The 15,130-nt window shown below is 58.6% G+C and carries 18 protein-coding genes; 17 read left to right on the top strand and 1 reads right to left on the bottom strand.

The features are described from left to right. Positions 1-8 precede the first annotated feature (8 nt). A complete protein-coding gene (locus J2X66_RS15890; protein WP_027922743.1) occupies positions 9-557 on the top strand; it encodes a glycine zipper 2TM domain-containing protein in 549 nt (182 codons plus the stop codon). 253 nt (positions 558-810) lie between these two features. Here the strand turns inward: J2X66_RS15890 and suhB are convergent, their stop codons facing one another. Beyond that, on the bottom strand, positions 811-1,629 hold the full coding sequence (gene suhB / locus J2X66_RS15885) for an inositol-phosphate phosphatase (protein ID WP_027922744.1): 819 nt from the start codon (positions 1,627-1,629) through the stop codon (positions 811-813). 145 nt (positions 1,630-1,774) lie between these two features. Between suhB and trmJ the strand changes: the two genes are divergently transcribed. The 16 genes from trmJ to hisS all read left to right on the top strand — a co-directional run bounded on the left by trmJ (position 1,775) and on the right by hisS (position 15,111). Beyond that, positions 1,775-2,545, top strand: a complete 771-nt coding sequence (gene trmJ, locus J2X66_RS15880) for a tRNA (cytosine(32)/uridine(32)-2'-O)-methyltransferase TrmJ (protein ID WP_310265932.1) — start codon at positions 1,775-1,777, stop codon at positions 2,543-2,545. Between the two features lie 2 nt (positions 2,546-2,547). Beyond that, the gene (cysE, locus tag J2X66_RS15875) at positions 2,548-3,324 is read left to right on the top strand and encodes a serine O-acetyltransferase (RefSeq protein WP_310265930.1); all 777 of its coding nucleotides are present in this window, start codon (positions 2,548-2,550) and stop codon (positions 3,322-3,324) included. 238 nt (positions 3,325-3,562) lie between these two features. Next, entirely contained in the window at positions 3,563-4,054 is a 492-nt protein-coding gene (gene iscR / locus J2X66_RS15870) for a Fe-S cluster assembly transcriptional regulator IscR (protein WP_027922748.1), read from the top strand. 50 nt (positions 4,055-4,104) lie between these two features. Then, positions 4,105-5,319, top strand: coding sequence for an IscS subfamily cysteine desulfurase (locus tag J2X66_RS15865; protein ID WP_027922749.1), 1,215 nt, complete (start codon positions 4,105-4,107; stop codon positions 5,317-5,319). Positions 5,320-5,403: 84 nt separating this feature from the next. Continuing rightward, positions 5,404-5,790: a Fe-S cluster assembly scaffold IscU gene (gene iscU, locus J2X66_RS15860; protein WP_003443374.1), complete on the top strand. Its 387-nt coding sequence runs from the start codon at positions 5,404-5,406 to the stop codon at positions 5,788-5,790. A 34-nt stretch (positions 5,791-5,824) separates the two neighbouring features. Beyond that, positions 5,825-6,148, top strand: coding sequence for an iron-sulfur cluster assembly protein IscA (gene iscA, locus J2X66_RS15855; protein WP_027922750.1), 324 nt, complete (start codon positions 5,825-5,827; stop codon positions 6,146-6,148). Positions 6,149-6,156: 8 nt separating this feature from the next. Beyond that, positions 6,157-6,678 (top strand): co-chaperone HscB, encoded by a 522-nt coding sequence (gene hscB / locus J2X66_RS15850; RefSeq protein ID WP_027922751.1) that lies wholly within the window; start codon positions 6,157-6,159, stop codon positions 6,676-6,678. 51 nt (positions 6,679-6,729) lie between these two features. Beyond that, entirely contained in the window at positions 6,730-8,592 is a 1,863-nt protein-coding gene (hscA, locus tag J2X66_RS15845) for a Fe-S protein assembly chaperone HscA (RefSeq protein ID WP_310265926.1), read from the top strand. A gap of 2 nt (positions 8,593-8,594) precedes the next feature. Next, the gene (gene fdx / locus J2X66_RS15840) at positions 8,595-8,936 is read left to right on the top strand and encodes an ISC system 2Fe-2S type ferredoxin (RefSeq protein WP_310265924.1); all 342 of its coding nucleotides are present in this window, start codon (positions 8,595-8,597) and stop codon (positions 8,934-8,936) included. Between the two features lie 14 nt (positions 8,937-8,950). Next, positions 8,951-9,151 (top strand): Fe-S cluster assembly protein IscX, encoded by a 201-nt coding sequence (gene iscX / locus J2X66_RS15835; protein WP_017340315.1) that lies wholly within the window; start codon positions 8,951-8,953, stop codon positions 9,149-9,151. A 92-nt stretch (positions 9,152-9,243) separates the two neighbouring features. Beyond that, positions 9,244-9,669 (top strand): nucleoside-diphosphate kinase, encoded by a 426-nt coding sequence (ndk, locus tag J2X66_RS15830; protein ID WP_007903599.1) that lies wholly within the window; start codon positions 9,244-9,246, stop codon positions 9,667-9,669. A 28-nt stretch (positions 9,670-9,697) separates the two neighbouring features. Then, positions 9,698-10,840, top strand: a complete 1,143-nt coding sequence (rlmN, locus tag J2X66_RS15825; RefSeq protein WP_027922755.1) for a 23S rRNA (adenine(2503)-C(2))-methyltransferase RlmN — start codon at positions 9,698-9,700, stop codon at positions 10,838-10,840. 17 nt (positions 10,841-10,857) lie between these two features. Then, the gene (gene pilW / locus J2X66_RS15820; protein ID WP_310265918.1) at positions 10,858-11,616 is read left to right on the top strand and encodes a type IV pilus biogenesis/stability protein PilW; all 759 of its coding nucleotides are present in this window, start codon (positions 10,858-10,860) and stop codon (positions 11,614-11,616) included. Further along, positions 11,616-12,671 (top strand): helix-turn-helix domain-containing protein, encoded by a 1,056-nt coding sequence (locus tag J2X66_RS15815; RefSeq protein WP_310265916.1) that lies wholly within the window; start codon positions 11,616-11,618, stop codon positions 12,669-12,671. The genes pilW and J2X66_RS15815 overlap by 1 nt, the downstream gene beginning before the upstream one ends. Before the next feature lie 3 nt (positions 12,672-12,674). Further along, positions 12,675-13,784 carry a flavodoxin-dependent (E)-4-hydroxy-3-methylbut-2-enyl-diphosphate synthase gene (gene ispG, locus J2X66_RS15810; RefSeq protein WP_027922758.1) on the top strand — a complete coding sequence of 370 codons (1,110 nt, stop codon included), beginning with the start codon at positions 12,675-12,677 and terminating at the stop codon, positions 13,782-13,784. A 37-nt stretch (positions 13,785-13,821) separates the two neighbouring features. After that, positions 13,822-15,111 carry a histidine--tRNA ligase gene (gene hisS / locus J2X66_RS15805; protein WP_059182204.1) on the top strand — a complete coding sequence of 430 codons (1,290 nt, stop codon included), beginning with the start codon at positions 13,822-13,824 and terminating at the stop codon, positions 15,109-15,111. Positions 15,112-15,130: the final 19 nt, after the last annotated feature.

Here is a 15,130-nt window from a genome sequence, read left to right as displayed (position 1 = left end):
AGGTTCATGTGAACAAGTCGTTGCTGGTTGGTGCGGTATTGGGTGCTGTCGGTGTAACTGCCGGGGGTGCTGTTGCCACCTACAGCCTGGTAAAAAGCGGCCCTGAGTATGCGCAAGTACTAGCCGTTGAACCGGTCAAGACACAGATCAAGACACCACGTGAAGTCTGCAAGGATGTCGCAGTGACTCGGCAAGCGCCGGTCAAGGATCAACACCAGATTGCCGGTACGGTGGTCGGTGCATTAGCAGGTGGTTTGCTGGGTAACCAGATCGGCGGTGGCACCGGCAAGAAGATTGCTACGGTCGCAGGCGCTGTCGGTGGCGGTTATGCAGGCAACAAGGTTCAGGAAGGCATGCAAGAGCGTGACACCTACACCACGACTCAAACTCGCTGCAATACAGTGAATGACATCAGCGACAAGGTTGTTGGTTATGACGTTCGTTATTCGCTGGATGGCAAGGAAGGCAAAGTGCGGATGGATCGTGATCCGGGCAACCAGATCCCGGTCGACAAGGAAGGCAAGCTGGTCCTGTCGCAGAACGAAGAAAACCGCTAAATGTTCAGGTTTGAGATTTAAAAAGGAGCACCCTTCGGGGTGCTTTTTTTTTGTGCCTGGAATACGACAGTGGGAACGCCTAAAACCTTGTGGGAGCCGGGCTTTCCCGCGATAGCAGTGTGTCAGTCACCTCAATGGTGCAGGCGAAACCGCCATCGCGGGCAAGCCCGGCTCCCACAGGGATTGGGGGTAATACACAAATCGCGGGCGTAAAAAAAGCACCCCGAAGGGTGCTTTCTCTTTCGCTGGAGGCTTAGCGCTTCAGCGAGGCCGGCAGGTGCGGCTGAATCGCCGTCAGAACTGCCTTGAAGCATTTGGTGTTACCGGCAACGACATGGCCTTTCTCGAGGAATTCGTGACCACCGGTGAAGTCGCTGATCAAACCACCGGCTTCCTGAATCAGCAGGGCGCCTGCAGCCATGTCCCACTCGGACAGGCCCGACTCCCAGAACGCGTCGAAACGACCGGCAGCCACGTAGGCCAGGTCCAGGCTCGCAGAACCCGCGCGACGGATGCCGGCAGTCTGGCCAACCAGGGCGCGGAACATGCCCAGGTAGTTGTCGAGGTTGTCCATCTGGTCGTCACGGAACGGGAAGCCGGTACCCAGCAGGGCGCCGTCCAGGCTGGTGCGGCCGCTGACGCGCAGGCGACGACCGTTCAGTTGAGCGCCGCGACCACGGCTGGCGGTGAATTCTTCCTGGCGAACCGGGTCCAGAACAACAGCGTGTTCCAGGCGGCCGCGATATTTGCAGGCGATGCTGACAGCGAAGTGAGGAATGCCGCGCAGGAAGTTGGTGGTGCCGTCCAGCGGATCGATGATCCACAGGTATTCTTCGCCTTCGATACCGTTGCCGGCGTGCATGCCGGTTTCTTCACCCAGGATCGAGTGGTTCGGGTAGGCCTTGCGCAGCGCATCGATGATTTTCTGTTCGGCGGCGCGATCCACCTCGGATACGTAATCCTTGGCGTCTTTTTCGTCGACCTTGATGGTATCCAGGCGCTCGATGGAGCGGAAAATCAATTCACTGGCGCTGCGGGCGGCGCGCAGCGCGATATTCAGCATGGGCTGCATGGATGTGTCACCTAAGGTTGTTAAAGAAAGCCGGGCATTCTATCAGAACTTTTCTACAGGTGAAGGTCGGTGTTCGCTTTCATAGCTTAACGGTAGTAGGAACTGTAAGATTCGGCTCCCTAATTCTGTGTTCGAGAACGCCTCCGTGCTGCATAACATTCGTGTCGTCCTGGTCAATACCAGCCATCCCGGCAACATCGGCGGGGCTGCGCGTGCCATGAAGAACATGGGCCTGTCGCGGCTGGTGCTGGTCGAACCGCGGCTATTTCCGCATCACGAAGCCGACGCTCGTGCTTCCGGTGCCGGGGATGTCCTTGAAAACGCGCAAGTCGTCGCCACCTTGGAAGATGCCTTGGTCGGCTGCAACCTGGTGCTCGGCACCAGCGCCCGCGACCGGCGCATTCCCTGGCCACTGCTTGATCCCCGCGAATGTGGCGTGAAAGTGGTGGAAGAAGCCGGGCAGGGCGCCGAGATTGCCTTGGTGTTTGGTCGTGAAGACTCCGGCCTGACCAATGAAGAGCTGCAGCGATGTCATTATCACGTGCACATTCCATCAGACCCTGAGTTCAGTTCGCTGAACCTTGGGGCGGCGGTGCAGGTGCTGGGCTATGAGGTGCGCATGTCTTGGCTCGCGGCCCAAGGGCAGCCGAGCAAGGTCGAGAAGGATGAAGTGGCGTCCACCAAAAGTGGTGAGCTGGCGACCATGGATGAGCTGGAGCGATTCTATGAGCATCTGGAACAAACCCTGGTGGCCATCGAATTCCTCGATCCGGAAAAACCACGGCACTTGATGGCGCGCCTGCGCCGGTTGTACGGACGTAGCTCGGTCAGCCGGGCGGAAATGAACATATTGCGTGGCATCCTCACGGAAACCCAAAAAGCGGCCCGTGGCGAGCTTCTAAAGCGGAAGGATTAATGATGTTTGAGCGTTTGCGTGAAGATATCCAAAGCGTATTCCATCGAGACCCGGCGGCCCGTAACGCTTTTGAAGTTCTGACGTGCTACCCGGGCATGCATGCCATCTGGATTCACCGTCTGTCGGCGGCCTTATGGCGCGCGGAGCTGAAATGGCTGGCGCGACTGGTATCGAACTTCGGCCGCTGGCTGACCGGGATCGAGATCCATCCGGGTGCCAAGGTCGGTCGTCGCTTCTTTATTGACCATGGCATGGGCATCGTTATTGGTGAAACCGCCGAGATCGGTAATGACGTCACCCTTTATCAGGGTGTGACGCTGGGCGGCACCAGCTGGAACAAGGGCAAGCGTCACCCGACCCTTGAAGATGGCGTGGTGGTGGGGGCGGGTGCCAAGGTGCTGGGCCCGTTTACCGTCGGCGCGGGCGCCAAGGTCGGTTCTAATGCTGTGGTGACCAAGGCCGTGCCTGCCGGCGCGACCGTTGTCGGTATTCCAGGGCGGATCATCGTCAAGTCCGATGACGAGCAGGATGCCAAGCGCAAGGCCATGGCCGAGAAGATCGGCTTCGATGCCTATGGTGTCGGCGAAGACATGCCGGACCCGGTAGCGCGTGCCATTGGTCAGTTGCTGGATCACTTGCAGGCGGTCGACGGTCGCCTGGAGGGGATGTGCGGTGCACTGAAGGATCTGGGCAGTAATTACTGTGCCAAGGACTTGCCTGAACTGCGCGAGGAAGACTTCGCCTGTGTGAAGGGCAAGGACGAAAGCAAGGCCGGCTAGACCGAGTTGGCCTTGTCGCGAGCAGGCTCACTCCTACATTTGAAATGCGTTCCCCTGTAGGAGCGAGCCTGCTCGCGAAGAGCGATGACGCGCAATTACTGGCTGTAACCCTCCAGCCTTTGCTATGATGCGGCCGCTATTTTGCGGGTAAACCTGACTAAAGTACTAGGTCTTATAGTTGACTTAAATACTCGGGAATTGCATACTCGCCCCATTCCGAACTCCGTGGTAATTGTCCATGCGACTGACTACAAAAGGCCGATACGCCGTGACCGCCATGCTCGATCTGGCGTTGCACGCGCAGCACGGGCCGGTGTCCCTGGCCGATATCTCTGAGCGCCAAGGCATCTCCCTGTCCTACCTCGAACAGCTTTTCGCCAAATTGCGCCGCAGCAATCTGGTGTCCAGCGTCCGCGGTCCGGGCGGTGGCTACCAGCTGTCCCGCGAGATGCAGGGCATCCAGGTCGCCCAGGTGATCGATGCGGTGAACGAATCAGTAGATGCCACCAAATGCCAGGGCCAGGGCGATTGCCATTCAGGCGACACCTGCCTGACTCACCACTTGTGGTGTGACTTGAGCCTGCAGATTCACGAATTTCTGAGCGGTATCAGCTTGGCTGACCTTGTGACTCGCCGTGAGGTACAAGACATAGCCCAGCGTCAGGACCAGCGCCGTTGCAACAGCAAGGCGCCACGCCTGGACAAGATTGAAGCGTCCGCCGTCGAATGACAGCCAAAGAGCTAACGGCACGCCAGCCAGCCTGATTTAGGAGATAGTCCATGAAATTGCCGATTTACCTTGATTACTCTGCGACCACCCCGGTTGATCCGCGTGTTGCGCAAAAAATGAGTGAATGCCTGCTGGTCGACGGAAACTTCGGTAACCCGGCGTCCCGTTCCCACGTGTTCGGCTGGAAAGCTGAAGAGTCTGTCGAAAACGCCCGTCGTCAGGTCGCAGACCTGGTCAACGCCGATCCGCGTGAAATCGTCTGGACCTCCGGTGCCACCGAATCCGACAACCTGGCAATCAAGGGTGCGGCGCATTTCTATGCGACCAAAGGCAAACACCTGATCACCACCAAGATTGAGCACAAGGCTGTCCTCGACACCATGCGCCAACTGGAGCGTGAAGGTTTCGAAGTGACCTACCTCGAGCCTCAGACTGATGGTCTGGTAACGCCGGCCATGATCGAAGCGGCCCTGCGTGACGACACCATCCTGGTTTCGGTCATGCATGTGAACAACGAAATCGGCACCATCAACGACATCGAGGCCATCGGTGAACTGACCCGCTCCAAGGGCATCCTGTTCCACGTCGACGCGGCTCAGTCCACCGGCAAGGTCGACATCGACCTGTCGAAGCTGAAAGTCGACCTGATGTCGTTTTCTGCCCACAAAACCTACGGCCCTAAAGGCATCGGCGCACTGTACGTCAGCCGCAAGCCGCGTGTTCGCATCGAAGCGACCATGCACGGAGGCGGTCACGAACGTGGCATGCGTTCCGGCACCCTGGCGACCCACCAGATCGTCGGCATGGGCGAAGCTTTCCGTGTAGCCAAAGAAGACATGGCTGCCGAAAACGTGCGCATCAAAGCCCTGAGCGACCGCTTCTTCAAGCAGGTCGAAGGCCTGGAAGAGCTGTACATCAACGGCAGCATGACCGCCCGCGTACCGCACAACCTGAACCTGAGCTTCAACTACGTTGAAGGCGAGTCGCTGATCATGGCGCTCAAGGACCTGGCTGTTTCATCGGGTTCGGCCTGCACCTCGGCGTCCCTTGAGCCTTCGTACGTACTGCGCGCCCTGGGCCGCAACGACGAACTGGCACACAGCTCTATTCGCTTCACCTTCGGCCGTTTCACCACCGAAGAAGAAATCGATTACGCCGCGCAGAAAGTCTGCGAGGCCGTTACCAAGCTGCGCACTCTGTCGCCGCTGTGGGACATGTACAAAGACGGTGTCGACATTTCGAAAATCGAGTGGGCGGCACACTGATTTCAAGTCGCCGCGAACCGGCCCTGTAAACCAAGGTTGGCAGGGCTTTAAGAGCGACTCTCTGATGAGTGAGGATTAAGCATCATGGCTTACAGCGAAAAGGTCATCGACCACTACGAAAACCCGCGCAACGTCGGCAAGATGGACGCGGAAGATCCTGATGTCGGCACCGGCATGGTTGGCGCTCCGGCGTGCGGCGACGTTATGCGCCTGCAAATCAAGGTCAACGAGCAAGGCATCATCGAAGACGCCAAGTTCAAGACCTATGGTTGCGGTTCGGCTATCGCCTCCAGCTCCCTCGCTACCGAGTGGATGAAGGGCAAGACCCTGGACGAAGCCGAGACCATCAAGAACACTCAGCTGGCTGAAGAACTGGCCTTGCCGCCAGTGAAAATTCACTGCTCCGTACTCGCTGAAGACGCTATCAAAGCGGCCGTTCGTGACTACAAGCAGAAGAAAGGCTTGATCTGACTTTCAGGTTTTGGCGACGAGTAAGGAGTCACCGATGGCTATCAGCATGACAGAAGCGGCTGCTCGACACGTGCGGCGCTCCCTCGACGGGCGCGGCAAAGGTGAAGGGATTCGTCTGGGTGTTCGCACCACAGGCTGTTCCGGCCTTGCCTACGTGCTGGAGTTTGTCGACGAGGTGGTTGAAGAGGATCAGGTGTTCGAAAGTCACGGTGAAAAAGTGATTATCGACCCTAAAAGCCTGGCCTACCTGGACGGCACCGAGCTCGATTTCGTCAAGGAAGGGTTGAACGAAGGCTTCAAGTTCAACAACCCCAACGTACGCGGTGAATGTGGCTGCGGCGAAAGCTTCAACATCTGAGGCTTGTCGTGGGTACTCCTTGTCATTTCGCTTTATTTGAGCTGCAACCGAGTTTCAATCTGGACCTCGACCAGCTGGCTACGCGCTACCGTGAGTTGGCGCGCAGTGTTCATCCGGACCGTTTTGCTGACGCTTCCGAGCGTGAGCAGCGGTTGGCGCTAGAGCAATCCGCGAGCCTCAACGAGGCCTACCAGACGCTCAAAAGTCCACCCAAGCGCGCGCGTTACCTGCTCGCCTTGAACGGTGGTGAGCTGCCGCTGGAGGTTACGGTGCATGATCCGGAGTTTTTGCTGCAGCAGATGGAACTGCGTGAAGAGCTCGAAGACCTGCAAGACAGTGCCGATCTGGCCGGTGTTGCAGCGTTCAAGCGTCGCTTGAAAACTGCCCAGGATGTACTGAACCAAAGCTTCGCGGCTTGTTGGAATGATGCGGCGCACCGTGAGCAGGCCGAACGCCTGATGCGGCGCATGCAGTTCCTCGACAAGCTCACCTACGAAGTGCGCCAGTTAGAAGAGCGCCTCGACGATTAACCCAGTGCCGCTCCGGTCGCACGCCTGATATACAGATAAGTCCTGATACCAATGGCCCTACTGCAGATCGCCGAACCCGGCCAAAGTCCTCAACCGCACCAGCGTCGTCTGGCTGTGGGGATCGACTTGGGCACTACCAATTCGCTGGTCGCTGCGTTGCGCAGTGGACTTTCCGAGCCTCTGGCCGACGCTGACGGGCAGGTCATCCTGCCATCTGCCGTGCGCTATCACGCGGATCGCGTCGAAGTCGGCGAGTCCGCCAAACTGGCTGCCGCCACAGATCCCTTGAACACCGTGCTGTCAGTCAAGCGCTTGATGGGTCGTGGTCTGTCCGACGTCAAGCAATTGGGTGACCAACTGCCGTACCGCTTTGTCGGTGGCGAGTCGCACATGCCGTTCATCGACACCGTGCAGGGGCCGAAAAGCCCGGTCGAAGTCTCCGCCGATATCCTCAAAGTGCTGCGTCAGCGCGCTGAAGCGACCTTGGGTGGCGAACTGGTCGGCGCGGTGATCACCGTTCCCGCCTATTTCGATGATGCGCAGCGTCAAGCCACCAAGGACGCAGCCAAACTGGCCGGTCTTAACGTGTTGCGTTTGCTCAATGAACCAACCGCCGCCGCTGTGGCTTACGGTCTGGATCAACACGCTGAAGGCCTGGTCGCCATTTATGACCTGGGCGGCGGCACCTTTGATATTTCGATTCTGCGCCTGACCGGCGGCGTGTTTGAAGTTTTGGCTACCGGCGGCGACAGCGCGCTGGGCGGCGATGACTTCGATCACGCGATTGCTGGCTGGATCATCGAGAGCGCCGGTCTGTCCGCCGACCTCGATCCGGGGGCGCAGCGTCAACTGTTGCAAACGGCTTGTGCCGCCAAAGAAGCGCTGACCACCGCGTCGTCGGTTGAAGTGGCTCATGGCGGCTGGAAAGCCGAACTGACCCGCGAAGCCTTTGATGCGCTGATCGAGCCGATGGTTGCTCGCAGCCTGAAAGCCTGCCGCCGCGCCGTGCGTGATTCCGGTGTCGAGCTGGAAGAAGTGCATGCGGTGGTCATGGTCGGTGGTTCGACGCGTGTGCCTCGCGTTCGCGAAGCGGTCGCTGAAGCCTTTGGTCGTCAGCCGCTGACTGAAATCGATCCGGATCAAGTGGTGGCCATCGGTGCCGCGATCCAGGCCGATACGCTGGCTGGCAATAAGCGCGATGGCGATGAACTGCTGTTACTCGACGTGATTCCGTTGTCCCTGGGGCTGGAAACCATGGGCGGCCTGATGGAGAAGGTGATTCCACGCAACACCACCATTCCCGTCGCTCGCGCCCAGGACTTCACGACTTATAAAGATGGCCAGTCGGCCATGGCGATCCACGTATTGCAGGGCGAGCGCGAGCTGATCAGCGACTGCCGCTCCCTGGCACGCTTCGAATTGCGCGGCATTCCAGCGATGGTGGCCGGTGCGGCGAAGATTCGCGTGACCTTCCAGGTTGATGCTGACGGTCTGCTCAGCGTTTCGGCCCGTGAATTGGGTTCGGGCGTTGAAGCGAGCATTCAGGTCAAGCCGTCCTACGGTCTGACCGACGGCGAAATCGCCAAAATGCTCAAGGATTCGTTCCAGCACGCCAATGACGATAAAGTCGCCCGTGTACTGCGTGAGCAGCAAGTCGATGCACAGCGCCTGATCGAGGCGGTGCAGGCCGCCCTTGATGTCGACGGTGAGCGCCTGCTCGACGCCGAAGAGCGCATGGTCATCGAATTGCAGATGCAGGAACTGACCGAACTGATGAAAGGTACTGATGGTTACGCCATCGAGCAGCAGACCAAGCGTCTGTCGCAAGTGACCGACGCCTTTGCTGCCCGCCGCCTGGACTCGACGGTGAAAGCCGCGCTGGCGGGGCGCAACCTGAATGAGATTGAGGAATAACGATGCCGCAGGTCATTTTTCTGCCACACGAGAAGTTTTGCCCGGATGGCATGGTTGTGGAGGCTGCCCCCGGCATCTCCATCCTCGAACTGGCGCATGAGCACCATATCGAGATGGAAAGTGCCTGTGGTGGCGTCTGTGCCTGCACCACGTGTCATTGCCTGATTCGTGAAGGCTTTGATTCACTGGAAGAGGCTGACGAGCTGGAAGAAGACTATCTTGATAAGGCTTGGGGGCTGGAAGCTCAGTCCCGCCTGGCGTGTCAGGCCAGAGTCGGCACGGAAGACCTGACCGTCGAAATTCCGAAGTACTCGCTCAACCACGCAGCCGAAGCGCCGCACTGATTCAAGGAAGTGACATGAGTCTGAAATGGGTTGATGTGCTGGAAATCGCGATTCAGCTGGCTGAATCCAAGCCGGAAGTGGACCCGCGCTATGTGAACTTCGTCGATCTGCACAAATGGGTGCTGGCATTGCCGGAGTTCAGTGATGATCCGACCCGCGGTGGCGAGAAGGTGCTTGAAGCCATTCAGGCCGCCTGGATCGAAGAAGCAGACTAAGTCTGCACCGTACGCAGTTAGGCAATACCCAAGAACCCGCGTATAATTCGCGGGTTTAATTTTTCACAAATTACCGTTTCTGGAGTTACACCATGGCTGTTCAACGTACTTTCTCCATCATCAAGCCTGACGCTGTTGCTAAAAACGTCATCGGCGAGATCACCACTCGTTTCGAAAAAGCAGGCCTGCGCGTTGTAGCTTCGAAACTGAAGCAACTGTCCAAAGCTGAAGCTGAAGGCTTCTACGCTGAGCACAGCGCTCGTGGTTTCTTCAACGACCTGGTTGCTTTCATGATCTCCGGTCCGGTTGTCGTTCAGGTTCTGGAAGGCGAAAACGCTATCGCTCTGAACCGTGAGCTGATGGGCGCTACCAACCCTAAAGAAGCTGCTGCCGGCACCATCCGTGCTGACTTCGCTGATTCGATCGACGCCAACGCTGTACACGGTTCGGACTCCGAAGCCGCTGCTGCTCGCGAAATCTCGTACTTTTTCGCAGCTACTGAAGTAACCACTCGCTAAGCATTGGCTTAAGAGTGAAGGTGAATCCATGACTACATCGACTGTAAAAACCAACCTGCTGGGTCTGACTCAACAGGAAATGGAAAAATTCTTCGACTCGATCGGGGAGAAGCGTTTCCGTGCCGGTCAGGTAATGAAATGGATTCACCACCTTGGCGTCGATGATTTCGACGCCATGACGAACGTCAGCAAAGCCTTGCGCGACAAGCTCAAGGTGATTGCTGAAGTTCGCGGTCCTGAAGTGGTCAGCGAGGACATTTCCACCGACGGCACCCGTAAGTGGGTGGTGCGTGTGGCGTCCGGCAGCTGCGTCGAGACCGTGTACATTCCCCAGGGCAAACGCGGCACTCTGTGCGTTTCGTCCCAGGCAGGCTGTGCCCTGGATTGCAGTTTCTGCTCCACCGGCAAGCAAGGTTTCAACAGCAACCTCACCGCCGCCGAAGTCATCGGTCAGGTGTGGATTGCCAATAAATCGTTTGGCAGCATCCCGGCAACCGCCGACCGTGCCATCACCAATGTGGTGATGATGGGCATGGGTGAGCCGCTGCTGAACTTCGACAACGTCGTCGCGGCCATGCACCTGATGATGGACGATCTGGGCTACGGCATTTCCAAACGCCGTGTGACCTTGTCGACCTCCGGCGTGGTACCGATGATCGATGAGCTGTCCAAGCACATCGACGTCTCCCTGGCGTTGTCGCTGCACGCACCAAATGACGCATTGCGTAACCAATTGGTGCCGATCAACAAGAAATATCCGCTTAAGATGCTGCTCGAGTCATGCCAGCGCTACATGTCGTCCCTGGGCGAAAAGCGTGTGCTGACCATCGAGTACACGTTGCTCAAGGACATCAACGACAAGGTTGAACATGCCGTTGAGATGATCGAGCTACTCAAGAACATCCCGTGCAAGATCAACCTGATTCCGTTTAACCCGTTCCCGCATTCCGGTTACGAGCGCCCGAGCAACAACGCGATTCGCCGGTTTCAGGATCAGCTTCACCATGCAGGCTTCAATGTCACCGTACGCACCACCCGCGGTGAAGACATCGATGCCGCGTGTGGCCAATTGGTAGGGCAGGTGCTGGATCGCACCCGTCGCAGCGAACGTTATATCGCCGTGCGCGAGTTGAGCGCCGAAAACGATATGGCTACAAACGCCGCGAAATAATTAAAGAGAGGATCTCTATGTCCCTGCGCTTCGCGCTGCTTTTGCTGTGGGCCAGCCTATGTGCTGGTTGTGTTCTGTCGGGCGATTTCAACCCGATGAAGACCAGCAAGGGGCGCGACGAAGCGCGTGTGGCTTATGTACAGCTGGGTCTGGGGTATTTGCAGCAGGGCATGACCGAACGCGCCAAGGTCCCGCTGAAAAAGGCGTTGGAGCTGGATGACTCGGACCCTGATGCCAACGCCGCGCTGGGTCTGGTGTTCCAGGCTGAAATGGAGCCGGAACTGGCCGACCAGCATTTTCGCAAGGCATTGTCTTCCCGCCCCAACGACGCACGAATCCTGAACAATTACGGCAGTTTCCTCTTCGAGGAAAAACGCTATAAAGAGGCGTACGAGCGCTTTGAACAGGCCGCCGCCGATACGCTGTATCCTGAGCGTTCGCGAGTATTCGAGAACCTGGGCATGACCGCTTCAAAGCTGGGCGAGCGTGATCTTGCACAGCAGCAACTTGAAAAAGCCCTGCGTTTGAATCGCCAACAGCCACGTGCATTGCTCGAAATGGCTGAGTTGTCCTTCGAAGACAGGCATTATGTGCCCGCGCGTGACTATTACGATCGTTTTAGCCTGCTGGCCGAGCAAAATGCACGTAGTCTATTGCTCGGCGTTCGGCTGGCAAAAGTGTTCGAAGATCGCGACAAGGCTGCAAGTGCAGGCCTGCAACTAAAACGACTCTATCCCGGTACGCCGGAATATCAGCAATACCTGTCGGAGCAATGATGAAAGCGGCGCATCCCGAAGTTGTAGCAGCGAATCGCGTTAACCCCGGTGAGACTTTGCGCCAGGCCCGCGAAAGCAATGGCTGGTCGCTGGCCGAAGTGGCCCTCAAGCTCAACCTCACCGTCACCTCCTTGAGCAATCTTGAAGCCGGCGCATTCGACAAGCTGCCTGGGCATACCTTTGCTCGCGGTTATATCCGTGCGTACGCCAAATTGCTGGGCATGGACCAGGCCGTTCTCGTCCAGCAGTTCGACCAGTCCACCGGCACCGATTCCCAGGGCAGCAGCGTTCACAGCCTGGGGCGCATCGAAGAGCCGGTGCGGGTTTCCCATACTATTTTGCGCATCGTCAGCCTGTTGCTGCTTATCGCGGTGATTGGTGGTGGTTTTGTCTGGTGGCAGGATCAAACCTCGCTGCGCACCAAGGATTCGATCGGCCTCGCCCCGGAACATGTGGAAGTTGAAGGCGCCGACGGCACCACCCAGATCCATCCGCTGGACGAGCCGGAAGACCAGGCCGTCGCGGAAGGTCAGGCGGAAGGCACTACGTCGCTGGCATTGCCACAAGCCGAGACCTCCTCTGAAGCACCGGCTGAAGCTGAAGCAACCGTACCGGCTGCTCCGGTAGTATCGACACCGGTGGCTCCGACGCACAACGCCGCTCCTGTTGTTGCTGCTCCAGCCCACAACACCGCCCCAGTGGTTGCGACGCCGACGGCTCCAGCGCCGGCTGTTCCAGCGGTTCCGGCACCGGTTGTGACCGCTCCGGTTGCTCCTGCCGTACAAGCGCCGGTTGCAACAGCTCCAGTGGCCGGCCAGGGCCAGGTTCAGCTGCAGTTCACCGCCGATTGCTGGACGCAAGTGACCGATGGCACCGGCAAGGTGCTGTTGAGTGGTCTCAAGCGTAAAGGCGATAGCGTTTCCGTCAGCGGCAAGCCGCCGTTTGCCGTGCGCCTGGGCTTCGCCCGTGGTGCGCAGGTCAGCTACAACGGCCAGGCGGTTGATGTCGCTCCGTTCACCAGTGGCGAGACTGCTCGCCTGAAGTTGGGTCAATAAGTCATGCACGGCGAATCTCCAATCAAACGTCGCGAATCCCGCAAGATCTGGGTCGGTAACGTGCCTGTTGGCGGCGATGCGCCTATCGCTGTGCAGAGCATGACCAACAGCGATACCAATGACGTCGCCGCCACCGTGGCCCAGATCAATCGTCTGGAAGCCGCTGGCGTCGATATCGTGCGCATTTCCGTGCCGGACATGGATGCCGCTGAAGCCTTCGGCAAGATCAAGAAACTGGTCAAAGTGCCCTTGGTGGCCGACATCCACTTCGACTACCGGATCGCATTGCGCGTGGCCGAGTTGGGTGTGGACTGCCTGCGGATCAACCCGGGCAACATCGGTCGCGAAGACCGCGTCCGCGCGGTGGTCGATGCCGCCCGTGATCGCGGGATTCCGATCCGCATCGGCGTCAACGCCGGTTCCCTGGAAAAAGACCTGCAGAAGAAGTACGGCGAGCCGACCCCGGCAGCGCTGGTTGAATCTGCCCTGCGTCACGTCGAGCACCTCGAACGCCTGAATTTCCAGGACTTCAAGGTCAGCGTGAAGGCCTCTGACGTGTTCATGGCGGTCGAAGCCTACCGTTTACTGGCCAAGGAAATCGTCCAGCCGCTGCACCTGGGTATCACCGAAGCGGGTGGTTTGCGTTCAGGCACAGTGAAATCCGCCGTGGGCCTCGGTATGCTGCTCGCCGAAGGGATTGGCGATACTATTCGCATCTCGTTGGCGGCTGACCCGGTCGAGGAAGTGAAAGTCGGCTACGACATTCTCAAATCCCTGCATCTGCGTTCCCGTGGCATCAACTTCATCGCCTGCCCGAGTTGCTCGCGGCAGAACTTCGATGTGGTCAAGACCATGAACGAGCTGGAAGGGCGCCTCGAAGACCTGCTGGTGCCGCTGGATGTTGCGGTCATCGGATGTGTGGTCAACGGGCCGGGTGAAGCCAAGGAAGCCCATATCGGCTTGACCGGCGGCACGCCAAACCTGATTTACATCGACGGCAAGCCGTCGCAGAAACTGACGAATGACAATCTGGTGGATGAGCTTGAACGCTTGATCCGCCAGAAAGCGGCCGAGAAGGTCGAAGCTGACGCTGCCGTTATTGCGCGTGGCTGAGCCGGGCTCAAGAGCCGAACCAATTTAAGGATTTATTGTGAGCAAGTCTCTGCAAGCCATTCGTGGCATGAACGACATCCTGCCCGAACAGACTCCCCTGTGGCGTCATTTCGAGGGCACTGTTTCGCGTCTGCTGGATAACTACGGTTACAAGCAGATTCGGATGCCGATCGTCGAGTTCACCGAGTTGTTCAAGCGCTCCATCGGTGAAGTGACCGACATCGTCGAAAAAGAGATGTACACCTTCGAAGATCGCAACGGCGACTCCCTGACCCTGCGTCCGGAAGGCACGGCTGCGTGCGTGCGAGCAGTGCTCGAGCACGGCATCACCGGCGGTGGCCAGGTGCAGAAACTCTGGTACATCGGCCCGATGTTCCGCCACGAACGTCCACAGAAAGGCCGGTATCGCCAGTTCCACCAGATCGGTGTCGAAGTGTTCAACCTCGACGGTCCGGACATTGATGCCGAGCTGATCGTGCTGACCTGGCGCCTGTGGGGCGAGTTGGGCATCCGTGATGCGGTCAAGCTCGAGCTCAACAGCTTGGGCACTGCCGAGTCCCGTGGTCGCTACCGCGAAGCGCTGGTCGAGTTCCTGTCCGCGCATCTGGACAAGCTGGACGAAGACAGCCAACGCCGTCTGAAGACCAACCCGCTGCGGGTTCTGGACACCAAGAACGCCGACACCCAAGCGATCCTGGTCGACGCGCCGAAAATGGCCGACTACCTGGACGACGAGTCCCGCGTGCACTTCGAGGGCCTCAAGGCTCGTCTGGACGCCGCCGGCATTCCTTACGTGATCAACCCGAAGCTGGTTCGCGGGCTGGATTACTACAGCAAGACCGTTTTCGAATGGGTCACCGACAAGTTGGGCGCCCAGGGCACCGTGTGTGCCGGCGGTCGTTACGACGGTCTGGTCGAGCAGATGGGCGGCAAGCCAACCACGGGCGTTGGTTTCGCCATGGGCATTGAGCGTCTGGTGCTGTTGCTTGAGACCCTGGAGCAGATCCCGGAAGAAATCTCCCGTCAGGTCGATGTCTACCTCTGCGCCTTCGGCGAAGCGGCGGAACTCGCCGGCCTGACCCTGAGTGAACGCGTTCGTGATCAATTGCCCAACCTGCGCCTGCAAGTCAATGCCGGCGCCGGCAGCTTCAAAAGCCAGTTCAAGAAGGCCGACAAGAGCGGTGCGCTGTATGCGCTGATCCTCGGTGACGATGAGATGGCCCAGCAAGTGGTAGGTTTCAAACCCCTGCGTGGCCAGGGCGAACAACAAAGCATTGCCTGGGATGCGCTTGCTGCACACCTGGCCACCTGCGTCGTGCAGGGTTGAAGCTGTCAAACAGCCGATT

Source organism: Pseudomonas sp. 3296 (assembly GCF_031456615.1).
In the GTDB taxonomy this organism is placed as follows: Bacteria; Pseudomonadota; Gammaproteobacteria; order Pseudomonadales; family Pseudomonadaceae; genus Aquipseudomonas; species Aquipseudomonas mucoides.
The sequence above is the reverse complement of the archived record's forward strand: the minus strand, read 5'-3'. Positions and strand labels throughout refer to the sequence as shown.